The 23,875-nt window shown below is 68.7% G+C and carries 22 protein-coding genes; 15 read left to right on the forward strand and 7 right to left on the reverse strand.

The annotated features are described in order from the left end of the window. Positions 1-149: 149 nt before the first annotated feature. Positions 150-920 (reverse strand): precorrin-6A synthase (deacetylating), encoded by a 771-nt coding sequence (gene cobF / locus AC0685_RS33425; protein WP_478229164.1) that lies wholly within the window; start codon positions 918-920, stop codon positions 150-152. Positions 921-1,016: 96 nt separating this feature from the next. Here cobF and AC0685_RS33430 point away from each other — a divergent pair, with 96 nt between their 5' ends. Genes AC0685_RS33430 through AC0685_RS33440 form a run of 3 tightly spaced genes read left to right on the forward strand, consistent with a single transcriptional unit; the run spans position 1,017 to position 3,633 of the window. Then, positions 1,017-1,223: a heavy-metal-associated domain-containing protein gene (locus AC0685_RS33430; RefSeq protein ID WP_478229165.1), complete on the forward strand. Its 207-nt coding sequence runs from the start codon at positions 1,017-1,019 to the stop codon at positions 1,221-1,223. Next, positions 1,220-1,387 (forward strand): hypothetical protein, encoded by a 168-nt coding sequence (locus AC0685_RS33435; RefSeq protein ID WP_478229166.1) that lies wholly within the window; start codon positions 1,220-1,222, stop codon positions 1,385-1,387. Before AC0685_RS33430 ends, AC0685_RS33435 begins: the two co-directional genes overlap by 4 nt. A 41-nt stretch (positions 1,388-1,428) precedes the next feature. Next, entirely contained in the window at positions 1,429-3,633 is a 2,205-nt protein-coding gene (locus tag AC0685_RS33440; RefSeq protein ID WP_478229237.1) for a heavy metal translocating P-type ATPase, read from the forward strand. Here the strand turns inward: AC0685_RS33440 and AC0685_RS33445 are convergent, their stop codons facing one another. Next, complete coding sequence (locus AC0685_RS33445) at positions 3,634-3,915, reverse strand: metal-sensitive transcriptional regulator (RefSeq protein ID WP_007034631.1); 282 nt, start codon at positions 3,913-3,915, stop codon at positions 3,634-3,636. Positions 3,916-4,081: 166 nt separating this feature from the next. Here AC0685_RS33445 and AC0685_RS33450 point away from each other — a divergent pair, with 166 nt between their 5' ends. Next, entirely contained in the window at positions 4,082-4,438 is a 357-nt protein-coding gene (locus AC0685_RS33450; RefSeq protein WP_478229167.1) for a YciI family protein, read from the forward strand. Positions 4,439-4,494: 56 nt separating this feature from the next. Here AC0685_RS33450 and AC0685_RS33455 read toward each other — a convergent pair whose 3' ends face one another. Continuing rightward, complete coding sequence (locus AC0685_RS33455; protein WP_478229168.1) at positions 4,495-5,157, reverse strand: M protein; 663 nt, start codon at positions 5,155-5,157, stop codon at positions 4,495-4,497. A 218-nt stretch (positions 5,158-5,375) separates the two neighbouring features. On the opposite strand from AC0685_RS33455, the gene AC0685_RS33460 reads away from it, so the two are divergent. Continuing rightward, complete coding sequence (locus AC0685_RS33460; RefSeq protein WP_478229169.1) at positions 5,376-6,071, forward strand: maleylpyruvate isomerase family mycothiol-dependent enzyme; 696 nt, start codon at positions 5,376-5,378, stop codon at positions 6,069-6,071. Here AC0685_RS33460 and AC0685_RS33465 read toward each other — a convergent pair whose 3' ends face one another. The 4 genes from AC0685_RS33465 to AC0685_RS33480 form a co-directional block, all read right to left on the reverse strand. Beyond that, positions 6,072-7,406 (reverse strand): copper resistance CopC/CopD family protein, encoded by a 1,335-nt coding sequence (locus AC0685_RS33465; RefSeq protein WP_478229170.1) that lies wholly within the window; start codon positions 7,404-7,406, stop codon positions 6,072-6,074. Next, a complete protein-coding gene (locus tag AC0685_RS33470; protein ID WP_478229171.1) occupies positions 7,403-7,981 on the reverse strand; it encodes a hypothetical protein in 579 nt (192 codons plus the stop codon). The genes AC0685_RS33465 and AC0685_RS33470 overlap by 4 nt, the downstream gene beginning before the upstream one ends. A 115-nt stretch (positions 7,982-8,096) precedes the next feature. Beyond that, positions 8,097-8,783, reverse strand: coding sequence for a winged helix-turn-helix transcriptional regulator (locus tag AC0685_RS33475; protein WP_465422210.1), 687 nt, complete (start codon positions 8,781-8,783; stop codon positions 8,097-8,099). A 41-nt stretch (positions 8,784-8,824) separates the two neighbouring features. Next, the gene (locus tag AC0685_RS33480) at positions 8,825-9,664 is read right to left on the reverse strand and encodes an AfsR/SARP family transcriptional regulator (protein ID WP_478229172.1); all 840 of its coding nucleotides are present in this window, start codon (positions 9,662-9,664) and stop codon (positions 8,825-8,827) included. A gap of 221 nt (positions 9,665-9,885) precedes the next feature. On the opposite strand from AC0685_RS33480, the gene AC0685_RS33485 reads away from it, so the two are divergent. The 10 genes from AC0685_RS33485 (at position 9,886) to AC0685_RS33530 (ending at position 23,260) form a co-directional block, all read left to right on the forward strand. Continuing rightward, positions 9,886-12,159 carry a TOMM precursor leader peptide-binding protein gene (locus AC0685_RS33485; RefSeq protein ID WP_478229173.1) on the forward strand — a complete coding sequence of 758 codons (2,274 nt, stop codon included), beginning with the start codon at positions 9,886-9,888 and terminating at the stop codon, positions 12,157-12,159. A gap of 42 nt (positions 12,160-12,201) precedes the next feature. Beyond that, complete coding sequence (locus AC0685_RS33490; RefSeq protein ID WP_478229238.1) at positions 12,202-13,662, forward strand: SagB/ThcOx family dehydrogenase; 1,461 nt, start codon at positions 12,202-12,204, stop codon at positions 13,660-13,662. Positions 13,663-13,800: 138 nt separating this feature from the next. Continuing rightward, a complete protein-coding gene (locus tag AC0685_RS33495) occupies positions 13,801-14,703 on the forward strand; it encodes a helix-turn-helix domain-containing protein (protein WP_478229174.1) in 903 nt (300 codons plus the stop codon). A 160-nt stretch (positions 14,704-14,863) separates the two neighbouring features. Then, positions 14,864-15,820 (forward strand): DUF1702 family protein, encoded by a 957-nt coding sequence (locus AC0685_RS33500; RefSeq protein WP_478229239.1) that lies wholly within the window; start codon positions 14,864-14,866, stop codon positions 15,818-15,820. Beyond that, positions 15,817-17,781, forward strand: a complete 1,965-nt coding sequence (locus AC0685_RS33505; RefSeq protein WP_478229175.1) for a CRTAC1 family protein — start codon at positions 15,817-15,819, stop codon at positions 17,779-17,781. The genes AC0685_RS33500 and AC0685_RS33505 overlap by 4 nt, the downstream gene beginning before the upstream one ends. Continuing rightward, entirely contained in the window at positions 17,778-18,773 is a 996-nt protein-coding gene (locus AC0685_RS33510; protein ID WP_478229176.1) for an enediyne biosynthesis protein, read from the forward strand. Before AC0685_RS33505 ends, AC0685_RS33510 begins: the two co-directional genes overlap by 4 nt. Further along, positions 18,770-20,122: a cytochrome P450 gene (locus AC0685_RS33515; RefSeq protein WP_478229177.1), complete on the forward strand. Its 1,353-nt coding sequence runs from the start codon at positions 18,770-18,772 to the stop codon at positions 20,120-20,122. The genes AC0685_RS33510 and AC0685_RS33515 overlap by 4 nt, the downstream gene beginning before the upstream one ends. A 5-nt stretch (positions 20,123-20,127) precedes the next feature. Further along, entirely contained in the window at positions 20,128-20,685 is a 558-nt protein-coding gene (locus tag AC0685_RS33520) for a DUF5987 family protein (protein WP_340687567.1), read from the forward strand. Further along, positions 20,682-22,334, forward strand: coding sequence for a GMC family oxidoreductase N-terminal domain-containing protein (locus AC0685_RS33525; RefSeq protein ID WP_478229178.1), 1,653 nt, complete (start codon positions 20,682-20,684; stop codon positions 22,332-22,334). The genes AC0685_RS33520 and AC0685_RS33525 overlap by 4 nt, the downstream gene beginning before the upstream one ends. Positions 22,335-22,336: 2 nt before the next feature. Beyond that, positions 22,337-23,260, forward strand: a complete 924-nt coding sequence (locus AC0685_RS33530; RefSeq protein ID WP_478229179.1) for a carboxymuconolactone decarboxylase family protein — start codon at positions 22,337-22,339, stop codon at positions 23,258-23,260. Positions 23,261-23,875: the final 615 nt, after the last annotated feature.

Genomic DNA, 23,875 nt, shown 5'->3' on the forward strand with positions numbered 1-23,875 from the left:
ACCCTTTTTTCATACCCGAAACCCGTCACACCCGTGCCTGAACCCGGAACACACGAGTTCCGGGTTCAGGCACGCGAGTTCCGGATTCAGGCACGTGAGATACGGGTTTGGGCACGTGAGGGTGGGGCGGGGCTCCCGCATTCAGAGGACTAAATGCGGGAGGGGGCGGGGCGGCGTAGGTGGTAGATGTCCATGATCCAGCCCTTTCGGGACCGGGCGGAGGCGCGGACGGTGCGGATTTCCGCGGCCAGGTCGGCGGACAGGGGACCGGACAGCAGGAGTTCATCGGGGGTTCCGAGGTATGCGCCCCAGTAGATCTCCAGGCCCGTGTCGACGAACTGCGAGAAGGTACAGTTCGCGTCCAGCATCACGAAGACGTCGTCGACGTCCGCGGGCCAGCCGGCCTCGAGACGGCGGCCGGTCGTGACCAGGACCGGGCGGCCGATCTGGTTCATCGTGGTCCGGTGCCGGGACGTCAGGGCGGCCACACTGCTGACGCCTGGGATGACGTCGTACTCGAACTCGACGTTCCCCCTGGCCAGTACGGCGTCCAGCAACGTCAGGGTCGAGTCGTAGAGCGCGGGGTCTCCCCATACGAGGAACGCGCCCCGCTCGTCGGGACCCAGGGAAGCGATCATGCTTTCGTAGACGTCGGTCCGGAGCCGGTGCCAGTCGGCGATGGCCTTCCGGTAGTCGTCCGGAGCACGGTCGCGTTCTGGGTCCGGCGCCCGGACGACGCGGTAGCCGGGCCGTTCGACGAACCGGTCGAGGATCTCCTGGCGCAGCGCCGTCAGGTCCTGCTTCTCCGAACCCTTGTCGAGGACGAAGAACACATCGGTCTCGTTCAGCCGCCGGACGGCCTGGACGGTCAGGTGTTCCGGGTCGCCGGCGCCGATGCCGATGGCGGAGATCTTCCTCATTTCCGCAGTGTGCCCGCACCCTCTGTGCAAACCCCTACCCCCACGGGGTATAAAGGAAGTGATCGCTCCACCTGTCCTGTAGAGGAGTTCGTACCGATGGCCGAAGCCACCTACACCGTCAAGGGCATGTCCTGCGGGCACTGCGCCTCCTCCGTCACCGAGGAAATCAGCGGGATCGCGGGCGTCAGCGCCGTGAACGTGGACGTCGCCAGCGGCAAGGTCACCGTCACCAGCGACGCGCCACTGGACGTCCAAGCCGTCGACGCGGCCGTCACCGAGGCCGGTTACCAGCTCGTCTCGTGAGCACCGCCGTCAAGGTGTCGGCGTTCGCCGCGGCCCTGGTCGCGGTGTTCGCCGTCGCCTGGGCGATCGGTTCCGCCGTCGGGCCGCTGGAGGAGACGCCGGCACCGGCGCCGACCAGCGTGCACGAAGGCCATCACGAGGGCCGCCCGGGAGGTACGCCGTGAGCGCCCCGACATCCCAGCGGGTCGAGCTGGCCATCGGCGGGATGACCTGCGCGTCCTGCGCCGCGCGGGTCGAACGCAAACTGAACAAGGTCGACGGCGTCTCCGCCACGGTCAACTACGCCACCGAGAAGGCGCAGGTCGACTTCCCCGCCGCGCTCTCGGTCGAAGACCTCGTCGGTGTCGTCGAGTCCGCCGGCTACACGGCCCAGCCGCCCGAACCCGACGAAGACGAAGACCAGCCTGGCGCGCTTCGTACGCGTCTCGTCGTTTCGGCCGTGCTCGCCGTGCCGGTGATCGTGCTGGCGATGGTCCCGGCCTGGCAGTTCACCTACTGGCAGTGGGTCTCGCTGGCACTGGCCGCGCCGGTCGTCACCTGGGGCGCGTGGCCGTTCCACCGACCGGCCTGGACGAACCTCCGCCATGGCGCCGCCACCATGGACACCCTGATCTCACTCGGCGTCGTCGCAGCCACGCTCTGGTCGCTGTACGGCCTGCTGTTCGGCACCGCCGGGGTGCCCGGTATGCGGCACGGCTTCGAGCTGACGATGCAGCGCGGGTCCGGCGCGGGCAACCTCTACCTCGAAGTCGCCGCCGGGGTGACCACCTTCCTCCTCGCGGGCCGGTACTTCGAAGCCAGGTCCAAGCGCCGCTCCGGCGCCGCGCTGCGGGCGCTGCTCGAACTCGGCGCGAAGGATGTCGCGGTCCTCAAAGACGGCACAGAGAGCCGGGTCCCGATCGGCGCGCTGAAGACGGGCGACGAGTTCGTCGTGCGGCCAGGGGAGAAGATCGCCACCGACGGTGTCGTGACCGACGGGGCATCGGCCGTCGACCTGAGCATGCTGACGGGGGAAGCGGTCCCGGTGGAGGTCGGCGCCGGGGACACCGTCGTCGGCGGGACGGTCAACGCCGGTGGACGGCTCGTCGTCCGCGCCACCCGGATCGGCGCCGACACCCAGCTCGCGCAGATGGCGCGGCTGGTCGAGGACGCGCAGAACGGCAAGGCCCGGGTCCAGCGGCTCGCCGACCGGGTGTCGGCCGTATTCGTCCCGGTGGTGATCGCGCTCGCGGTCGGCACGCTCGGCTTCTGGCTCGGAGCCGGCAGCGGAGCCGATGCCGCCTTCACCGCCGCCGTCGCGGTCCTCATCATCGCCTGCCCGTGCGCGCTCGGGCTGGCCACGCCGACGGCGCTGCTGGTCGGCACTGGCCGCGGCGCGCAGTTGGGCATCCTCATCAAGGGGCCGGAGGTGCTCGAGTCCACTCGCGCCGTCGACACCGTCGTGCTGGACAAGACCGGCACGGTGACCGCGGGGAAGATGAGCCTCACCGATCTCTTCGGTGCCACTTACGAGGATGCCGCCAAAATCGGTCCTGATGAAAACAAGGCAGCCGAGACCGAAGTCCTGCGCCTGGCCGCGGCGGTCGAGCACGCTTCCGAGCATCCGATCGCCCGCGCGATCGTCGCGGCCGCCGAAGAGCGGCTGGGCGAGCTGCCGCCGGTCGACGGGTTCCGCAGCGTCGAGGGCCTGGGCGTGCTCGGCGAGGTCGAAGGCAAGACCGTACTGGCCGGGCGGCCCGCTCTCCTCGAACAGCACGGCATCGCTGTCGGCGACGAGTATTCCCAGGTCAAGACGGCCGCTGAGGACCGTGGCGCCACCGCGGTCGTCGTCGCCTGGGGCGGCGAGACACGCGGTGTGGTCGTCGTCGCCGACACGGTCAAGCCGACTTCGGCCAAGGCCGTGGCGGAACTGAAAGCGCTCGGACTCCGCCCGGTCCTGCTGACCGGCGACAACACCGGTTCCGCGAAGGCCGTCGCCGCCGAAGTGGGGATCGACGAGGTGGTCGCGGAGGTCCTGCCCGCCGACAAGGTCGACGTCGTCAAGCGGCTGCAAGCCGAAGGCCGCGTGGTCGCCATGGTCGGCGACGGCGTCAACGACGCGGCCGCGCTCGCGCAGGCCGATCTCGGTCTCTCGATGGGGACCGGGACGGACGCCGCGATCGAGGCCGGTGATCTGACCCTGGTCCGCGGAGACCTGCGCGCCGCCGCGGACGCCATCCGGCTTTCGCGCCGCACGCTCGGCACGATCAAGGGCAACCTGTTCTGGGCGTTCGCCTACAACGTCGCCGCGCTGCCGCTGGCCGCGCTCGGCCTGCTCAACCCTATGATCGCGGGGGCCGCGATGGCGTTCTCCTCGGTGTTCGTCGTCACCAACAGCCTGCGGTTACGCCGGTTCCGCGGAAACGCCTGATCAGGACCGGACCAGCCGGGCGATGGCGTCGGACGCCTCCCGGACCTTGAGGTCGGCCTCTTCACCACCCGCGGCGGCGGCGTGGACCACGCAGGTGGCGAGGTGCTCGTCCAGGAGTTCGAGGGAGAACGACTGCAGCGCCTTCGTGGCCGCGGACACCTGCGTCAGGATGTCGATGCAGTACTTGTCCTCCTCGACCATCCGCTGCAAGCCGCGGATCTGCCCTTCGATCCGGCGCAGGCGCTTGAGATAGGCCTCCCGCTCGGTGCCGTAGCCCGTCATTCCGCACCCGTTCTCTCGTCGTTCCCTGTCACTGGCCACTATACCCTCCCCACGTATGTGCCCGGGGAAGCGGAATTTCCGGGTGCCAGGATGTCGAGGACGATCCGGTGGCTCCGACTCCTGCGTGAGTGGCCGGGCACCGGCCGGACGACCAGGAGGAACACCGATGAAGTACATGATCATGATCACGATGAACCCCACCGCCTGGGACGCCCTCCCCGAGGAGGAGCGCAACGAGGTGGTCGCCCGCATCGACCCTTTCATGAAGAAGCTCACCGAGAGTGGCGAGCTGCTGGGGACGCAGGCGCTGGGGGAGCCGACGGAGAGCACGGTGGTGCGGGTGCGTGACGGTGTCCCGGTGGTCACCGACGGCCCGTTCGCGGAGTCGAAGGAGTACCTGGCCGGCTTCTACCTGGTCGAATGCGACAGCAAGGAGCGCGCGATCGAGATCGCGGGCCAGATCCCGGACGCGCACATCAACGCGATGGAGATCCGGCCGGTCGTGTTTTCGTCGGGTGTGTGATTCGACCAGTCAGGCGGAGCCTGTCCGTCGAGGGTGGCGGTGGGGCGGGGTCCGGGCTAGGTCGCGGCCGCTTCGGTGCCGGTGCGGGCTTCGGGCCTGCTCCGGCGCTGAACGGGCACTTCCGGTTCCGGTGAGTCGGGCACGGCCAGTGCCGAGCCGGCCTCGGTGAGCAGTTCGCGGCAGCCGACCAGCTGTTTCATCACGTCATCGCGCAGGCGGAGGGCCACGTCGGCCTTCTGTCGCGCTTCGGCGACCAGGCGCTCGCTCTCTTGGGTGGCGTCGTCGAGCAGTTTTCGCGCCCGGGCCTGCGCGGCTTCGTCCTGTGCGGCGAGCGCGCGCATCGCCTCCGCGCGGCGCAGCGTCATGGCGCGCTCGAAGTCTTCGGCGATCCGCTTCCGTTCCGCCTCGGCCTTGGTGGCCTCTTCGGCGGCGCGCGCGGTGATGTCTTCGGCTTCTTCGCGGGTGAGTTCGAGCATCCGGCGCGAGCGCTCCTGCAACGCGTCCGGCGCGATCGGCACCCGGCTGATCCGGTCGACCGTCGCCCTCAATTCGCGATTGTCCTCTCGCGCGGCGGTGAGCTCGGCGGCGAGCGTGTCTCCGCGGCGGAGGGCTTCATCGCGTTCCGCTTCCACCCGTCGTAGTTCGGCTTCCACCTCGCGAACGAATTCCCGGACCTGAGCGCGATTGAAACCACGCCACGCCAGATCGAAGCCGGGCATCTCCATTGGTCACCTCCACAGTGGTCGATGTGTCGCCATTGGGCGCTTTCTCTTGCCACACGGGGCTTTCACCGACCAGTGTGCCTGAAGCCTCGGCGACACGCGCCACGGGTGGGTGGTCTTTGCTTTGAACGGTACGCGCAATCGGGAAGAAGGGTGAAGCTCCGAAGCGGTGGGAGAATGGACGACCATCGCTTACCCCTACTGGAGGTGGCCGCGTGACGAGCAGCCGAATTCGGGTCCCTGGCTGGAATACGGCGACAGCGGCCGAAGGGTATCGGCAGGTCAGAGAGAACTTCGCGATCTTGGTCGCCGACCACGCCGGCGCCGCCGAGCGGGCCGTCCCGGCTTGTCCACAGTGGACCGTGCGCGAGCTGATCGCGCATCTGGCCGAGATCTGCGATCGGGTGATCACCCGGTTCGGTGGCGAGTCCTGCCCGGTGCCGGAGACGGCGTCGGCCGCCGAAGTGCTGAAGCTCTGGCTCGAACGCGGTCCCGAAGCCGACACCCTCCTCGCCGCCGACGGCGATGGGAAGGGCCGCGGCGACATCATGGTGATGGACGCCTTCACTCACGAACTCGATCTCCGGTACGCGCTCGGCGTTCCGCCGCCTGGGGCGCACGCCGCTTGGCTGCGGGGATTCGAAGTGCTCGTCCGCGGCCTCGGCGACTCGCTGGGCAGGCACGGACTGCCCGGGATGCGGATCGAGACCGAGGGCGCGACCTGGATCGCCGGCACCGAGCCGGTCGCCGCGGTGCTCACGGGCGCGCCCGTGGACCTGTACCGGTCGCTCGCCGGGCGCCGGAGCCCGGCCCAGATCGCCGCCATGGACTGGCTGGGCGATCCCGAGCCGTGGCTCCGGGCCTTCACCTGGGGGCCGTTCACCCCGCCGGACGCGGAGATCGAGCGGTGATCAGCCGGTCGGGGACATCGAGGACAGCGCCGCGGCCAGCGCGAGCACCACGGCCACGATCAGTACCTCGATCCCGACGCTGATCCGCAGTTTCCGCAGGTCGGCGGTCACCACGCCGGTACCGCCGCGTCCGGAGAGCCCGCGCCGCACGGCGTTGCGGCTCAGGTTCGCCACCAGCAGCAACGCGGCGAACCCGGTCAGCTTCAGCAGGAAGACGATGCCGTACGCGGACGTCCAGAGCGCCTCCACCGACGGCACGAGCCGGAAGCCCAGGTAGGCGCCGCTGACCACCATGATCACGATCGACCGGGTGGCGATCGGGTGGAACCGCGCCAGCGCCGGCTCGGCCTCGGACGCCGGGTACCTGCCGCGCAGGAGCACGGCCAGCTGGATCAGCCCGCCGACCCAGACGGCCATCGCGCCGAAATGCGCCAGGTCGGCGCTGACCGAGAGGAACATGATCTTGTCGGCCACCGCGTGCCCGGTCGCGGAGAAGCTCAGCATCACGATGAATCCGGCGGCGATGCCGAGGTTTTCGTAACGCGAGCGCAGCCGATCCGGCAGGTCACCCGCGAGCAGCCGTCGCACGATCACGGCGAGCGCGACGATCGCGGCCAGGCGCAGGAGCAGGAGTTTCCCGTACGCCACCCGCAGGGTCGCCTCGATCAGCGCCGGATCGAAGATCGCGCCCACCCCGCGGCCCGCGACGTACGGACCTTGCAGCAGGAACCCGGCCACGGCCGTGACCCCCGAGAGCCACAGACCCGCGGTGATCAGCTTCCGCGCCGACGGATCGGTGCGGCCCTCCGGGCGGCAGACCAGGATGAACACCAGCCCGCCGAGCAACGCGACACCGCCGAAGGAGCCCCAGCGGAAGGTGGTGAACAGCGCGTCGGTCACCGGATCGGTCCCGGTGGAGGCGGACACCGCGCCCGCCGACGTGATCAGGGGGCCGGTGCCGATCACGAAGGCGATCGTGCCGCGCACGGGATGCGAATCGGTCGAGACGAAGGCGTACTCGACGAGATAGCTGCCGTCCGGAAGGTCGGGTTCGATTTCGACGGCGACCTCTTCGGCGACGTCGCCCGGCTGGAACACCGGACCGGACACCACGTCGGTGCCTTGCTGGTCGACGACCTTGATCGAGTTCGGCTGGATGCCGATGTTCTCCGACAGGGTGAGCGAGACCCGGGCGGGGGCCGAGGTGAGCCGGGCGCCGTCGGCGGGGTTCGAGGACAGGAGTTCGACGTGGGCCGAGGCCGGGGCCGCGGTGAGCACCGCGACCCCGAAACACGCCGCCAGCAACGCCAGTAGCGCGAAGAGCCTCCTGGTCACGACGCCGCGGTCGCCAGCTCGCGCCGGCTTTCGGGCGAGCACGTGCACCCGGTCAGCTCCCACTCGGCGGCGGGGGCCTTCCGGTGCACGATCATCGCGATGATCATCGGGATGGTGACGATCGTGTTGTAGAACAGGTGCAGTTCCACGCGCGGGATGAACAGCTGGATGATGCTGCTCGGCGCGGTGCCGCCGCCGAGCCGCCAGCCGGTCTGCGCCTGGATCAGCAGGAGCAGGTGCTCGATGTGGTGCCAGAACTGCAACCCGAGCGCCAGGTTCCACCACTGCCGCGAACGGCCGGCGAAACCTTTGCGCAGGGCGAACAGCGCGACCAGCATCACGATGGCGTACCCGTAGTGCAGCCATTCGGAGCTGATCAGTGCCGGGAAGGGGATCCCCAGCACGCCCCGGGCGTCCGCGGTCTTCCAGCCGAGCGCGTAGATCTGGAACGCCTGCACCAGGTGTTCCGCCCAGTGGGCCACCACGACCACCGCGAAGGCGAGGAGCGCCGCGCGGTGGTATTTCCCGTTGAGCGAGGCGAGCAGACCCGGACGACGCGAATCCAGTGTGGCCATGAAGGGCTCCTATGACGAAAGACCGACCGGTGACGGACCTTGACGATAGCTCGCGATCCGTAGTTTTCCGTTACTCCGGATTGCTGATCCGACCTGCGGTATTACGCCGGATGGCTCAACGGACGACGATTCCTTCCGTCACTTTCGGAGCCGCGGGAATATGGAACAGTTCCGCGAAAAGTTCGAGGTATTCGAAGGCGCCTTCGAGGCGGATCTTGCCGGTTCGGGTCGCGTCGGCGGCGGTGAGGTCCCCGGTCAGCAGGTCCTTGATGAACGGGCCCAGCGGTTCGATGACCGCGTCGGCGCCGGGGTGCGCGCCCTCCGCGACCTTGAGCGCGCCGTCCTCGACGATCGCGTGCAGGAGCATCTCGCCCGGGTAGCGCAGTTCGTAGGTGACCTGGACGCCCTTGGCCTTTTCGCTCCGGAAGGTCGTGTACAGCGAGAGGATCGCCGAGTCCATCGTGAAGACGTCCTCGGGGGACGGCTGCCCGAGCGACCGCGCGCCCCAGAGGCCGAGGTCCAGCACGATCTGGTCGAGTTCGCTGCCGTACTCGGTGAGTTCGTAGACGACCGCGGCGTCGAGCTGGGGGAGCAGGCGGCGGCGGAGCACCCCGGACTGCTCGAGTTCGTTGAGCCGCGCGGACAGCGTGCTCGGCGGGATCTTGGGCAGGCCGGCCTGCAGCTCGGTGAACCGCTTCGGGCCGAGGACGAGGTCGCGGACGATCAGCAGCGACCAGCGTTCGCCGATGATCTCCAGCGCCCTGGCCAGACCGCAGAACTGCCCATAGGTACGAATGCTCATCCGTCGATCCTCACTTTCGTTTCCGTTGCCGGGAGTGGTGTTCACGCGGGTTCACCCTCGGACAGCAGGCCATGGTGCAGTACCTGCAGTTCGTCACAGGGTTCGACGCCGAGTTCGTAGTTGAGCCGGGTCCGCACCTGACGGTACGTGGCGAGCGCGTCGGAACGCCGCCCGCTGCGGCCGAGCACGCGGATCAGCTGCCCGTGCAAGGCCTCGTCCAGCGGGTTCGCGGCGACCAGGGACCGCAGTTCGCCGATCAGCTCGTGCCGCATCCCGGCCGCGATATCCGCCTCGATCCGCAGGTGCAGCGTGCTGCGCCGCTGCTCGACCAGATCGACCGAGTACGCCGACAGCACCGGTCCACAGTGGACGTTCGCGAGCGGCGGGCCCGACCACAGGGCGAGCGCGGAACGGAAGGCTTTCGCCGCTTCGGGGTGCTCGCCCCGCTGCTGCAGCTCCCGGGCCCGCCGCTGCAGCTCCTGAAACTCGAACACGTCCACCTGCTCGGGGGCGATCCGGAACACGTATCCCGGCGGTTTCGTCGCCAGCATGGTCTCCCCGTACGGGGCGAGCTCGTTCTCCTCGATGCACTTGCGCAGCTGGTAGAGGTAGGTGTGCATGGTGGTGCGGACGCTGCGCGGCGGGTCGTCGGCCCACAGTTCCCGCACGATCGTGTCGATGGTGACGATCTTCCCCGGGCTCATCACCAGCAAGGCCAGCACCTGCAGCAGCTTCGGTGTCGTCGGCGCGTAGTCGATCCCGTCCCGCACGAGTTCGAGCGGGCCGAGGAGGGTGAAACGGACGGGGCTTGCGGGCGTGACCGGAATCGGGTTAGGTGCCGAGCCGTGGTGCGTGTCCGCTACTCGTGATCCGGTGTACATCGCAAGCGCCCTCCAGCTCGATACGCGTCGAGACCTGAATCCCAGTACTTCGACAGTGGCAGAGCGGCCCGGCGCGGGCCAGTGAGCCGTCCACCAGCTGTCGCGTGCGTGCGTCCCGGAAGAACGTGGGTTTTTCACATCCGAGGCGTGAATCGCGCACTGGCCGGGGCGGAGCCCGCCGAGCAGGATTCGAGAATCGAACCGACCTACTGGGGGTCTTCATGCGCGAGGCATCTTCCACGACCGGCTCGATCAACGGTGCCCTGGGGTTCAAACGGCATCTACGCGCGGAGATCCGCGAGGGGAGCGGTGCCTACCTGTTTTCCGAACAAGGGGTCATCGCGATGCGCGGCGCGCAGGTCGCGTCGGTGGCGGCCCTGCTCGACGGCACCCGCGACCTCGACGGGCTCCTGGCCGCCCGCCCGGACGGGATGAGCGCCGAACAGGTCACCGGCGTGCTGGCCAGGCTGGTCGAGGCCGGTCTGGTCACCGTCCACGTCCCGGACGAGATCAGCGGCGACGAACGCGCGCTCGCGTACTGGGACGCGTGCGGTCTCGACGCCTCCGCGGTGGCCGGCCGCCAGAAGCCGGCGACGGCGAGCCTGACCGCGGTCGGCCGGGGCGTCGACACCTCGCAGGTGGCGAACGGGCTGGCCGCGAGCGGGATCGAAGTGGTCGGCACGGCGTCCGAACTGGCCATCGTGCTGTGCGACGACTACCTCGACCCGCGGCTGGCGGAGATCGACGCCGAGCACCGGCGTACCGGGCGGCCCTGGCTGCTGGCCAGGCCGTCGGGTGCGCAGGTGTGGATCGGCCCGATCACGCAGCCCGGCCGGTCCGGCTGCTGGCACTGCCTGACGAACCGGCTGTGGGGGCACCGGCACGCCGAGGCCTGCGTGCAGGAGGTCCTCGGGCACGACGGCCCCGCGTCGTTCCCGATGCCCGCCGTGCCGCCGCTGACCGCGGCCGCGTCGCACCTGATCTCCCTCGAAGCGTCCAAATGGCTGGCGGGACACCGCTATCCGGGGCAGCAGGCCGTGTGGATCCTGGACACGCTCGACCTCCAGGGCCGCCTGCACGAACTGCGCCGCCGCCCCCAGTGCCCCGAATGCGGTGACGAGGGGATCGTCGCCGCGCGGACGGCCGAGCCGGTGGTGCTGCGGGAGGCCAAGAAGGCGACCTCGGGCGGTGGCGGGCATCGGACCCTCACCCCGGTCGAGGTGCTCGACCGCTACGGCCACCTGGTCAGCCCGGTCACCGGGATCGTCAAGGAGATCTCCCGCGACCCGCGGGCGCCGGCGTTCGTGAACGCGTACCACTCCGGCAAGAACGTCGCGCGCCGCGTGCGCGGTGAGGCGGGGTTGCAGGCCGGGCTGCGCGGGGAGAACGGCGGCAAGGGCGCGAGCCCGATCGATGCCGAGGTCGGCGCGCTGTGCGAGGCGATCGAGCGGTTCTCGGCGAACTACCAGGGCGACGAACTGCGGATCCGCGACACCTTCAGCGCGCTCGGCGAGGACGCCGTCCACCCGAACTCGTGCATGCTCTTCGACGAGCGCCAATACGAAGACCGCGCCGAGTGGAACTCCGCGCACGCCACCTTCCAGTACGTCCCGGAGCGGTTCGACGCCGAAGCCGCCATCGACTGGACGCCGCTGTGGTCGCTTTCGCAGCAGCGCCGGATGCTGATGCCGACCGCGTACCTCTACTACGGGGTGCCGTGGGAGTGCGGGCTCACCGGGATGCGCGCGGACTCCAACGGTTGCGCGGCCGGGAGCAGCATCGAGGACGCGATCCTGCAGGGACTGCTCGAACTCGTCGAACGCGACGCCGTCGCGCTGTGGTGGTACAACCGGCTTCCCGTTCCCGGCGTGGACATCGCGTCGTTCGACGACCCGTGGGCCGAGGAGATGGTCGGCCAATACGCGCGGGCCGGCCGGGAACTGTGGGTCCTCGACCTGACGGCGGATCTCGGTGTTCCGGTGATGGTCGCGCTTTCCAGGAGTATCCTCGGGCCGCGCGAAAACGTCATGATGGGCTTCGGCGCCCACCTGGATCCCAGGACGGCGTTGCGGCGGGCGGTCAGCGAGCTCAACCAGATGATCCCGGCGGTGCTCGCGAACGACGTCGAACTCGACGATCCCGACGCGGCGCGGTGGCTCCGGTACGCCACGGTCGCGAACCAGCCGTATCTGCTGCCGGCACCCGGCCGGTCGGCGAAACGGGCCGCGGACTTCAAGTTCGTCCGGCGTCCCGACGTCCGTGACGACGTGGAGTGCTTGGTACGCAGGCTTTCCGTACTGGGAATGGAGACGCTGGTGCTGGACCAGACAAGGCCCGACATCGACCTCCCGGTGGTCCGGGTGGTCGTTCCGGGGCTGCGTCCGTTCTGGAGCCGCTTCGCCCCCGGACGGCTGTTCGACGTACCGGTGCGCCTGGGCAGGCTCGCCGAACCGACTCCCTACGAGCGGTTGAATCCGTTCCCCATGTTCTTGTAGATCAAGCTGGAGCAACAGTTGACGACAGATCCCCCCGGCGGTGTGGCCGAAACGATCCCCCTGTGGTCGCTCACCGACGACAGCCTCGTCGAAATCAGTGAGGACGGCTCACTGGTGGTCGTCACGCGCTGGGGTGAGCACGAATTCCCGCAGGCGGAACCGCTGGTGGTGGAATCGTTGCGGCGGATGGCCTTGGGGCCGGTGTCGCTGGCGAACGTGACGTCGTCATGGGAGCCCGTCGAACAGGAACCCGATCTCGAAGGCGAACTGAGCTGGACGGCCGAGGGCGCCGACGCGCTGCGGCAGGTGCTCAAGGAACTCGGCGGTTCCGTGGTGCGCTCGCTCGGGCTCGCCGACGGCCGCGGCCCGCTGCTGTCGGTGATCCCGGTCGTGCTCGCCCCGGTGTTCGCACCGGTGGAGATCCCCGCCACGCGCCCGATCCGGTTGTCCCGCTTCAGTTCCCTGCGTTCCGACGCCGACGGGATGGGGCTGGAGTCGCCGTCCGCGCGTTATCGCGTGGTGCTGTCCCAGCCGTGGGCGGTGCACGTCGCGGCGACCCTCGCGACGGCGAAGTCGGTCGGGGAGATCGTGACCACGACCGGGATCGATCGCGGCGTGGTCGGCGCGATCGGGTCCTATCTGGTCGCCGCGGGGGTCGTCCAGGCCGCCGGGGAGAACGGCAGGTTCGCCGAAGACGACGATCCCGAACTGGGCGTGTGGTCTCCGGACGAGTTGTCGTTCCACACCACGAGCCGCACCTGGCAGCCCGGCGGACCGGCCGACCTCGCCGGGCTCGGGAATCCGCCGGTGGTCAAGGCCCCCACCGGCGAAGGCCCGAGCTACTCGCTGTTCCGGCCGGATCTGGCCGAGCGCGCGGAAACCGATCCGACGCTGACGGCGTTGCTGGAGAACGACCACAGCTGCCCGGAGTTCACCGAAAGCGTGCTGTCGGCCGAGCAGATCGGCGAGTTCCTGTTCCGTGGCGCGAGAATCCGGTCGATCGGGCCCGCGCATCTTCCGAACGGGCCCGCGCACAGCGCCTCGCAGCGCCCGTATTTCAGCGTCGCCTGCCTGTACGAACTCGAGCTGTACTTGTCGGTGAACCGCTGTTCGGGGCTGGACCGCGGGATCTACCACTACGATCCGTTCGACCACCAGCTCAGCCTGGTCAACGACGACGTGGCCGATCTCGACGAGATGCTCGACATCGCGATGATCGGCGGCGGCAACCACCGGCGGCCCTCGGCGCTGATCACCGTCACCGCGCGGATGCCGCGGATGGCGTCCGTGCTCGGCGGTGGCGCGTACGCCACGACGCTGGCGCATGTCGGCGCGTTGCAGCAGACGCTCTACCTCGTCGCCCGCGCCATGGGACTGGCCGCGCACGCCGTCCCGGTGGACGCCGGCGACCGCGTCGACCGCGCCCTCAAACTCGACTGGCCCGCCGAGGTCGGCGTCGGTGAATGCGTGCTCGATTTCCCGGTGGACGCCGTGGGGGAGTGAGCGGGTTCTTGGCGAGACGGTCGCGCAAGTTCGGACAAGACCACAGGACCCATCTCGATCGCTCATCGAGCCCGCTGAAATCACCGACGCGTTAGCTGGCGTACAGAGAAAAGCGACAGCGAATCCGAGGTTGGTCTGATGCAGCTACGAACAGTCGCCATGGCGGCGAACGAGAAAGGCGTCACCGAACCCGGTCGGCACCCTGAGCCGGCGTCCCCCTTGCAACCCGCGGTGCTGCAGGCCATCTCCGCGATGCACGCGAGGTATTTCGACCCGATCACCTTGAGCGACCTGGCACAGGAAGTCTTCGTCAGCCCGTTCCATTTCTCGCGGATCTTCGCGAAGGCGACCGGTGTCACCCCCGGCCGCTACCTCACCGCGATCCGGCTCTTCGAAGCGAAACGACTGCTGCTGACGACATCGCTGACGGTGTCGGACATCGTGTGCAGCGTCGGCTACAGCAGTGTCGGCACGTTCACGAGCCGCTTCACCCGTGCGGTCGGGATGACCCCGACCCGGTACCGCGATCCAGAGGTCGGCGAGCTGCTCGTGGCGATGGCCCCGCACTTCCAGCGGCTTCCGACCCTGGAAGCGTTGCACAGCGCCGGAATGGGCAGCCCCACGATGCGAACCGGTACCGGCACGATCAGCGTGCGGGTCGAGACCCCGCGCGGGGCGGGCCCGGCGACCGTCCTCATCGGACTGTTCGCCGAGTCGATCCCGCAGTGCGGCCCGGTCGCCTTCGGTGGCAGGGCGAACGTCCTGTCCGCGGACATCGAGATCCAGAACGTCCCCGAGGGCCGGTGGACCGTCATCGGGGTGGCCGAACACGCCGCCGGGACCGCGGCGTCCTCGTTCTCCGTGGGCACGCTGCCCGGCCGCGTCGACATCACCCGGTACGGCATGGTCCACCTCCGGATGCCGATGCGCGCCCCACTGCCGATCGACGCGCCGATGGCGATCACCCTCGCCGGTGGCTCGACGCCGGCGGGGAACCGGATGGTCGCGCCGGCGCCCGGGTACCTGCGCGCGGTTGCCTGACCGAAAGTCGTTCCCGCGTTCTCCCGGTCTCGCAAACCGGGAGAACGCGGACGCAACCGTGGAGTAGCTGGGCTATCACCACGCATGTGACGCTTTAAGCGATCCGGAATTCGAATCCACCCGTTAGGGGGAGAGTGCGTTGGGCAATGGTTGGCGCACGATCAGACGCCGCATGATCACGCCGGACGTCTCCGAGACGTCACTGGACAAGCGCGGTTTCCACAAGAAGAGCCCGGCCGCTCAAGAATTGCTGGAGACCGTCGGTGAGAAATTCCTGCTCGGTTACGCGCACGCGGTCGAGGCGCGTTCCGTCGAGCAGGCGGAAGAATGGCTCGAACGTATTCCGGTGAAATACCGCGGCTTCGCCTACGAAGGCGCGGGAATGGGTTACGGAATGCTGGACGGGCTGCCGGGCGGTGGACAACGGCATATCGCGGGGTTCCTCGACGGGCCCGGTGAGAAGCACGACTACATCATCTACGTCGGCGTCGGCTGGGCGATGGCGCGGCTGCCGCGCTTCCGCTGGCCCTCCGCCGAGGACTTCGACCCGTTGCTGCGCTGGCTGGTGCTCGACGGGTACGGCTTCCACCAGGCGTACTTCAAGACGGCGAAGTACATCGATGGGCAGTTCCAGGACCCGGACTTCTCCTGGCCGCCCGGCAACGACGGGTACTCGCTGCGGGCGATCGACCAGGGCATCGGGCGGGCGTTGTGGTTCATCTGCGGTACCGACGTCGATCTGGTCGCCGACGCGATCGCGCGTTTCCCGGAGCGGCGCCACGGAGACCTCTACGCCGGGGTCGGGCTCGCCTCGACCTATGCCTGCGGGGTCACTTCCGACGAACTGCTGAAGCTGGCCGAGTTCGCCGGTGAGCACCGCGGAAACCTCGCCCAGGGCAGCGCTTTCGCCGCCGAAGCCCGCGTCCGCGCCGGGCTGCTGATCCCCGAGACCGAGATCGCCACGCAGGCGATCTGCGGGCTGCCGGCCGAGCGGGCCGCAGCCATCACCCAGGAGGTGCGCCCGGCGACCGTGGTCGACGGCGAACTCCCGGCATTCGAAACCTGGCGACAGCGCATCGCCGTCGAGGTTCTCAAATCTGGAGGTGCAGGGAAATGACCGCGACCTTGGGCTGGCTCCGCAAGCAGCTTGCGGGCATCGTGGCGTTGGTGCTGATGGCGGGTTTGTTCGTGGTGGCCCAGCTGCCCACGGTCTCGACCGCCGAGGCCGACACGATGGCCTCGAAGTACGCGTTCGAACCACTCACGATCGCCTTGCCGGAAGCGGCGAAGAGCCAGTCGATCCGGACGGTGAACAAGGACTACGAGCACATCCGGGCCTGGATCTCGTCGGTCGGCGCCGCGATCGCGGTCAACGACCTCGACGGCGACCGGCTCGCGAACGACCTGTGCTTCGTCGACCCGCGCAGCGACCAGGTCGTCATCACCCCGACGCCGGGCAAGGGCGGTGACCGCTACGCGCCGTTCGCGCTCGACGCGGCGCCGCTGCCGATGGGCAAGTACATCGCGCCCATGGGTTGTGTGCCCGCGGACTACAACGAGGACGGCCGGGTCGACCTGCTGGCCTACTACTGGGGCCGCACCCCGATCCTGTTCCTCTCGAAGCCGGGCGCCACGAAGCTGGAGCCGAAGGCCTACGAGCCGGTGGAACTGGTGCCGGGCAACAACTCCAAGAACGGCGAATACTCCGGTCCACTGTGGAACACCAACGCCGCCTCGGTCGGTGACTTCGACGGCGACGGCCACCAGGACATCTTCATCGGCAACTATTTCCCCGACAGCGCGGTGCTGGACGACCGCGTCTCCGGCGGGGTCGAGATGAACAAGTCGATGTCGCACGCGGACAACGCCGGCGGCAAGTACATCCTGCGGTTCACCGGCGCCACCCAGGGCGCGAAGCCGACCGCGTCGTTCGCCCTCGACGACAAGGCCATCCCGGCCGACGCCCAGGGCGGCTGGTCGCTCGCGGCCAGCGCGACCGACGTCGACGGCGACAACCTGCCGGAGCTCTACATCGGCAACGACTTCGGCCACGACCGCCTGCTGTACAACAAATCCCGCCCCGGTCACGTCGAGTTCGCCGAGGTGAAGGGCGTCCGCGGGCCCAACGACCCGAAGTCCAAGGTGCTCGGCAACGACTCCTTCAAGGGCATGGGCGTCGACTTCGCCGACCTCGACCACGACGGTCTCTACGACCTGTACGTCAGCAACATCACGACGTCCTGGGGGATCGAGGAAAGCCACTTCCAGTTCATGAACACCGCCAAGGACACCGCGGATCTGCGCGGCCGTCTGCAGGGCGGCGAGGCGCCGTGGGTCGACCGCAGCGCACAGGCGGGCACCGCGTGGTCCGGCTGGGGCTGGGACGTCAAGATCGCCGACTACAACAACAGCGGCGAATCGGTGATCACGCAGGCGACCGGGTTCGTCAAGGGTGACGTCAACCGCTGGCCGCAGCTGCAGGAACTGGCGACCTCGAACGACGAACTGCTGAAGCACCCGTCCTTCTGGCCGAACATGGTGGCCGGTGACGACGTCGGTGGCGACCACACCCTGCACTTCTGGGCCAAGAGCGCCGACGGCCGCTACACCGACCTGGCCCCGCGCCTCGGGCTCGCGGTCCCGGTGCCCACGCGCGGTATCGCCACCGGCGACGCCGACGGCGACGGCAAGCTCGACTTCGCCGTGGCCCGCCAGTGGGAGCAGCCGATCTTCTACCGCAATGTCAGCCCCGACTCCGGGGCGTACCTGAACCTGAAGCTGGTGCACGACAAGGCTTCGGCGGACGGTCCGCTCCAGGCCGCGGGCACCGCGGCGATCGGCGCGCAGGTCACCGTCATCACCCCCGACGGCAAGAAGTACATGGACCGCGTCGACGGTGGCAGCGGCCACTCCGGCAAGCGCAGCCACGAGATCCAGATCGGACTCGGCAAGGTCACCGGGCCGGTGAAGGTCTGCCTGCAGTGGCGCGACCTGACCGGGCAGATCCGCACGCAGGAAGTCCAGCTGACCCCGGGCAGCCACACCTTCCAGCTCGGCGCTCAGGCTAAGGAGAAATGACCGTCATGGCTGAGCAGACACTCACCGCACCGAAGAGCAACAAGACGATCACGGCCCTTCGCCGGTTCGCGATCTCGATCACCGTCTTCAACATCATCGGCTACACCGTGCTCGGTTTCGAGCAGCCCTACACCTATCCGTTCATCGCGCTGGCCACGGCCTACGCCACGGAAATCCTGCTGGAGATCATCGGCGCCCGGACACAGGGCCGGGAGGTCCGCTTCCGCGGCAACGGTTTCAAGGGACTTGTGGAGTTCCTCTTCCCGGCGCACATCACCGGTCTCGCGCTGAACATGCTCACCTACGTCAACGACCAGGTGCTGGTCATGATGTTCGGCGTGGTGGTCGCCGTCGGCGCCAAATGGGTCCTGCAGGCCCCGGTGCGCGGCCGGCTGCGGCACTACATGAACCCGTCGAACTTCGGTATCACGATCATCCTGCTGGTGTTCCCCTGGGCGAGCATCGCGCCGCCGTATCACTTCACCGAGCAGGTCGACTCCTGGGTCGGCTGGCTGATCGTCGGCATCATCATCGTCTCGGGCACCGTCCTCAACGCGATGCTGACGCAGCGGATGTGGCTGATCGGCGCCTGGCTGATCACCTTCGCCCTCCAGGCGATCATCCGCGGGTGGATGTTCGACACCGCGATCCCCGGCGCGCTCGGGATGATGACCGGGGTGGCGTTCGTGCTCTACACGAACTACATGGTCACCGACCCGGGCACGACCCCGTCGAAGCCCGCGTCGCAGGTCCTGTTCGGTTCGGGCGTGGCGCTGGCGTACGGGTTCTTCATGGTCGTGCACGTGGCCTACGGCCTGTTCCTCGCCACCGCGCTGGTCTGCCTCATCCGCGGCGGCTTCCTGTGGGGGCTGCACTTCTCCAAGAAGGCCACCGAGAAGTGGGAGGCCGAGCAGGCGAAGGCGGCCGAAGTCACCTCCCTGCCCAAACCGGCCGAGAAGCCGGAGACGGAAACCGGGGCCGTGGCGGCATGACCCACGGTGCGGAAACCAGCCGGGCGGCGCGTCTCGCGCCGCCCGGCCCGCCGCGCCGGGCGACCTTCGGTCTGCTGAAGAAGCTCTTCACCGACCGGCTGGCGCTCATGTCGGATTCGGCGGAGGCGCACGGGGACGTCGTCCGGATCGCGATCGGTCCCAAGACGATGTACCTGGTGAACCACCCCGACCTGGCGAAACACGTGCTCGCGGACAACGCGGCCAACTACCACAAGGGAATCGGCCTCCAGGAGGCGAGGCGGGCGCTCGGCGACGGGCTGCTCACCAGCGACGGCGACGTCTGGAAGAAGCAGCGCCGGACCATCCAGCCGGTGTTCCAGCCCAAGCGGATCGCGCGGCAGGCCTCGGTCGTCGCGAACGAGGTCGAAGGACTCGTGAAACGCTTGCGGGACACCGAAGGACCGGTGGAGATCCTGCACGAGATGACCGGGCTGACCCTCGGTGTGCTCGGCAAGACCTTGCTCGACGCGGACCTCGGCGGATTCGCCTCGCTGGGGCACTCCTTCGAAGCCGTGCAGGACCAGGCGATGTTCGAAGCGGTGACGCTGAGCATGGTCCCGCAGTGGGCCCCGCTGAAGAAACAACTGCGGTTCCGGGAATCGCGGGCCGACCTCCGCCGTATCGCCGACGAACTCGTCGAGCAGCGGCTGGCCAACCCGGTCGAGAACGGCGAGGACGTGCTCTCCCGCCTCATCGCGACCGACGGGACCCGCGAGCAGATGCGGGACGAGCTGATCACGCTGCTGCTGGCCGGGCACGAGACGACGGCGAGCACGCTGGGCTGGGCGTTCCACCTGCTCGACGAACATCCCGAGATCGCGGCGAAACTGCGTGCCGAGGCCGACGCGGTACTGGGCGACCAGTTGCCGACACACGACGACCTGCACCGGTTGCCGTACACGGCGAGGGTCGTGGAAGAGGTCATGCGGCTGTATCCGCCGGTGTGGCTGCTGCCGCGGGTGGCGCAGGCCGACGACGAGATCGGCGGCTATCACGTCCCCGCCGGATCCGACGTCGTCGTCGTGCCCTACACGCTGCACCGGCACCCGGAGTTCTGGCCGGAGCCGGAGCGGTTCGACCCGGACCGGTTCGATCCGGACCGGCCGAGCGGACGGCCCCGGTACGCCTACATCCCGTTCGGCGCCGGGCCGCGGTTCTGCATCGGCAACAGCCTCGGCGTGATGGAGGCCGTCTTCGTACTGACGATGGTCCTGCGCGACCTCGAACTCAGGAAGCTCCCCGGCTACGAAGTGGTGCCCGAAGCGATGTTGTCGCTCCGGGTGCGGGGCGGGCTGCCGATGACCGTGCACACCAGGAACAGGAGGTAGGTTCCGTGGATTCGGACGAACAGGTCAAGGTGTCCACTTTGGAGGCCTACGCGGACACGATCCTGCCGGGGGAGAAGCGATTCCCCGGCGACCACGCGATCGCCGGCGCGGCGGAGGGGCCGGGCGCGGTCGTGGCGGGTGCGCTCGAACTGCTGCACACCGACGCGACCGGGGTGACCGTCGGGCTGCCGTATCTGGCGCAGTCCCTCAACGAACACGCGAAGGGCTACGCCAAGGAGCACGACCTCGCGCTCGACGAGTCGCTGCCACCGTTCGTCGCGTTGTCCTTCGCCGACAGGACGGCGCTCGTGCGGTCGCTGACCGCGCCCGGGCATCCGGAGAAGGACGGCTGGGTGAGCCTCGCCCTGTTCTGCAACATGTCCTTCGACAGCGCGGCGCACAAACACACCGCCGAAGCCATCGCCGAGGGGCACCCCGGCCTGCTGGCGATGGGGTACACCGCGCCGGACGAAGACGGGCTGTGGCGGTTCCCGAAGTTCTCCTATCGCCGCGAGCTGGCGCGGCTCCACCCCGACACGACACCTTCCGGGAGCCCCGCATGACTGCCTACGACAAGACCGACGTCGTCATCGTCGGCAGCGGGTTCGGTGGCTCCATCCCCGCCTACCACTTGGCCGCGGGCGGGGCGAAGGTCACCGTGCTGGAACGCGGGCCGTGGCTGGAGACGAAGGACTTCGAGCACGACTATCTGCTCGGCTCGTCCTACACCCGGGCTTTCGACTTCGTCGTCGGCGACGGGATGAGTGTGCTCGGCGGGAACTGCGTCGGCGGTGGCAGCGTGGTGTACTTCGCCGCGATGCCGCGTGCGCCGAAGTTCGTGTTCGAGCGCCACGGCAGCATCGGCCGCCGCATGTGGCCTTCGGAGATCACGCGGGACTCGCTGGAGCCTTGGTACGACCGCGTTTCGGAATCGCTTCCGGTGTCCAAACAGGACTGGAACGACGTCTCGTACGCCGGTGGCCTGTGGGCGGCGTTCTGCGACCACTCCGGCCGGACCGCCAACCCGGCGCCGGTCGCGGTGGACAACGACCGGTGCGTGAACTGCAACTTCATGATGGCGGGCTGCCGGTTCGACGCGAAACGCTCGCTGCTGACCAACTACCTGCCCGCCGCGCTCGCGCACGGCGCGAAGATCCGGCCGCTGCACGAGGTCCAGCGGATCGAGCGGGTCGACGGCGGTGACTACCGCGTGCACTTCAACGTCGTCGACGACGAGGACTACCGCCTCCAGTCCGGCAGTGGGACGATCGACGCGAAGATCGTGATCATCGCCGCGGGTGCCGGCGCGACCCCGGTGATCCTGCAGCGTTCCGAGGCGGCGCTGGGCACCATGCCGCACGGGGTCGGCCGGTACTTCTCGGGCAACGGTGAGCGGCTCAACACCGCGATCATCAACGAGGAACGGGTCCGCGAGGTGCTCGGACTGTCCCGTGAGGACGGGAAGGTCTACGAGGCCAACCACATCGGCAAGGGCCCGACCGTGGCGAACTGGGACAAGCTCGACGGTTCGCTGCCGGAGTACGAGCGGTACTCGCTGGAGCAGCTGTACTTCCCGCCGGGGCTCGGCACGATCCTGGCGCAGGTGCCCGACGGCGACGAACCTCGCTGGTTCGGGGCGCAGAAGAAGGAGATCCTCAAGAAGTGGGCCTCCTGGCTGACCATCTTCCTGATGACCGAGGACGACAACGAGGGTGTCTTCGGCGCGCCGCCGCCCACCGGCAACGCCTACCGCATCTCGCAGCAGATGCTCGGCCGCGGTCCGCTGAAGTACGACCCGACGCCGAACACCCGGCACGGCTGGGCGCTGGCCGACGCGGAGTGCAAGGAGATCCTCGAAAAGGACGGCCTGGCGAAGGTGGCGCCGTGGACCAACGACGTCGTCGGCGCGTACACCGTGCACCCGCTGGCGTCGTGCCGGATCGGTGACGACCCGGCGACCTCGGCGCTGCACCCGAACCACGAACTCCGCGATCACCCCGGGATCTTCGTGACCGACAGCGCTTCCGTGCCGGGCGCGCTGACGGTGAACCCGGCGATGACGATCGCGGCGCTGGCCGAGCGGTCGGTGCCGGGTATCGTGCGGGCGCTTCAGGCACGCGGCGTCGACGTCACCTACGGCGCTCCCGCCCCGGACGGCTCCATCACCGGGCGGCGTGCTGTCAGCAAGCTGTCGCTGGTGGCCGGGAACTGATCATGGCGCCTGCGCTGGTGAGGCTCGCGCTGCGACGGGCGTTGCGCGAAGTCCGGTACGTCCGGCCGGTGTCCTTCGGCCGGGCGACCGGACTCGTGCGCGACGTCTACGGCCGGCTTGAACGCGACTTCGGCATGCTGGCCCCGCCGGTGGCGCTGCATTCGCCGTCGCCGGACGTGCTCGCGGCGAGCTGGGTGATGCTGCGAGAGTCGCTGGTGGCGGCCGGAGAGACGAGCCGGGCGGACCGGGAGGTCGTCGCGACCCTGGTGTCGCGGGAGAACTCGTGTCCGTACTGTGTCGAAGTCCACGGGATGGCACTGGACTCGCTCGGGCGCTCTTCGGAGGCCGACCCTCGTGCGGGGTCCTTGACGGCGGGTGCCCGTGCGGAGCTGACCGCCGTCGCGTTCGCGTTCCACTACCTGAACCGGGTGGTGAGCGTGTTCCTCGGGCCGTCGCCGTTACCTTCGTCCGTGCCGGATTCGGCGCGTGCCAAGGCCAAGGCGGTCCTGGGGCGGTTCCTTCGTCCGGTGGAGGATGCTTCGCCGGGGGAGTCGCTGGAGCTGCTTCCCCCGGGTTCGGGAGATTTCGGCTGGGCCGCGGGCAATCCTGTGGTCGCGGACGCCTTCTCCCGTGCTTCGTCGGTGTTTGGCGCATTGGCGGTGCCTTCGGCCGTTCGGGAGGCCGTGGAGCGCGATCTGTCCACTTGGGACGGTATGCCACCTGGGCTGAGCCGGTCTTGGGTGGACGCGTTCGACGATCCCGGGGTCCGGTTGGCCTTGGTGGTCGCGAAGGCGCCTTACCAGGTCGACGACGCTCTGGTCGCGGCCGCGGGGCTGGCTGATCGAGAGCTGGTCGAGCTGGTGGGGTGGGCGAGTTTCACGGCCGCCGCTCGTGCTGTTTCGGTCGCTTCGTTTCGTGGTCGGTGAGGCCGCGCGGTCGGTGTTGTGTCGCGAAAGCCACTTTCCCAACGTTCAACGTTGCGAAAGTGGCTTTCGCGACGTCGTCGGCCCGCCCTCGGGACGTGATTCTGGGCGCCGGCGGGGTCCCGACCGTCCACTGAGGACAGTGGTCGGCTCCTGAGTGCCTGATCTGGGGCGATATGTGCGGTTTCGAGCGGGGTCGTAAGTGGTAATGAGGGTTGTTGACAGGTAAATCAAAGGTGTCGTGTTCAGGCGCGGCGCCGGACCGCCTCCCTCCATCGGACCGCGTCCCTCGCTGTGTGGATTTTGGTGCGTTGGATGACCCGAAATCCACACAGTCCGGCGAGACCGTCCCTGTCGCGACCAGTGCAGGACGGGTGGGTGGAAATAGGGATACTCAACGTCCCTGTTTCCACGCACCCCCAACCGGCGACACCTTTGCCTTGCCCCTCGATAGAGCGCTCTTTGTCACTCAAGACCCGGTCGAGAAGCGTTCGAATCGGGCGCTTCGGTCTCGACACTGTCCCTAGTGGACAGTCGAGGTCGCGTCGGGCCGCTTTGGGCGATTCCACTCCCGGCTCACCCGGTTCACGACGGAGGCACTGATGCCGACATCCGAAC

This window comes from Amycolatopsis sp. NPDC043889, from assembly GCF_056435645.1.

Bases quoted from the DNA above. Each gene is read 5' to 3' on its own strand.
- cobF (WP_478229164.1), bottom strand. From the start codon at position 920: ATGAGGAAGATCTCCGCCATCGGCATCGGCGCCGGCGACCCGGAACAC.
- AC0685_RS33430 (WP_478229165.1), top strand. From the start codon at position 1,017: ATGGCCGAAGCCACCTACACCGTCAAGGGCATGTCCTGCGGGCACTGC.
- AC0685_RS33440 (WP_478229237.1), top strand. From the start codon at position 1,429: ATGACCTGCGCGTCCTGCGCCGCGCGGGTCGAACGCAAACTGAACAAG.
- AC0685_RS33445 (WP_007034631.1), bottom strand. From the start codon at position 3,915: ATGACGGGCTACGGCACCGAGCGGGAGGCCTATCTCAAGCGCCTGCGC.
- AC0685_RS33450 (WP_478229167.1), top strand. From the start codon at position 4,082: ATGAAGTACATGATCATGATCACGATGAACCCCACCGCCTGGGACGCC.
- AC0685_RS33455 (WP_478229168.1), bottom strand. From the start codon at position 5,157: ATGCCCGGCTTCGATCTGGCGTGGCGTGGTTTCAATCGCGCTCAGGTC.
- AC0685_RS33470 (WP_478229171.1), bottom strand. From the start codon at position 7,981: ATGGCCACACTGGATTCGCGTCGTCCGGGTCTGCTCGCCTCGCTCAAC.
- AC0685_RS33475 (WP_465422210.1), bottom strand. From the start codon at position 8,783: ATGAGCATTCGTACCTATGGGCAGTTCTGCGGTCTGGCCAGGGCGCTG.
- AC0685_RS33480 (WP_478229172.1), bottom strand. From the start codon at position 9,664: ATGTACACCGGATCACGAGTAGCGGACACGCACCACGGCTCGGCACCT.
- AC0685_RS33485 (WP_478229173.1), top strand. From the start codon at position 9,886: ATGCGCGAGGCATCTTCCACGACCGGCTCGATCAACGGTGCCCTGGGG.
- AC0685_RS33495 (WP_478229174.1), top strand. From the start codon at position 13,801: ATGCAGCTACGAACAGTCGCCATGGCGGCGAACGAGAAAGGCGTCACC.
- AC0685_RS33505 (WP_478229175.1), top strand. From the start codon at position 15,817: ATGACCGCGACCTTGGGCTGGCTCCGCAAGCAGCTTGCGGGCATCGTG.
- AC0685_RS33510 (WP_478229176.1), top strand. From the start codon at position 17,778: ATGACCGTCATGGCTGAGCAGACACTCACCGCACCGAAGAGCAACAAG.
- AC0685_RS33515 (WP_478229177.1), top strand. From the start codon at position 18,770: ATGACCCACGGTGCGGAAACCAGCCGGGCGGCGCGTCTCGCGCCGCCC.
- AC0685_RS33525 (WP_478229178.1), top strand. From the start codon at position 20,682: ATGACTGCCTACGACAAGACCGACGTCGTCATCGTCGGCAGCGGGTTC.
- AC0685_RS33530 (WP_478229179.1), top strand. From the start codon at position 22,337: ATGGCGCCTGCGCTGGTGAGGCTCGCGCTGCGACGGGCGTTGCGCGAA.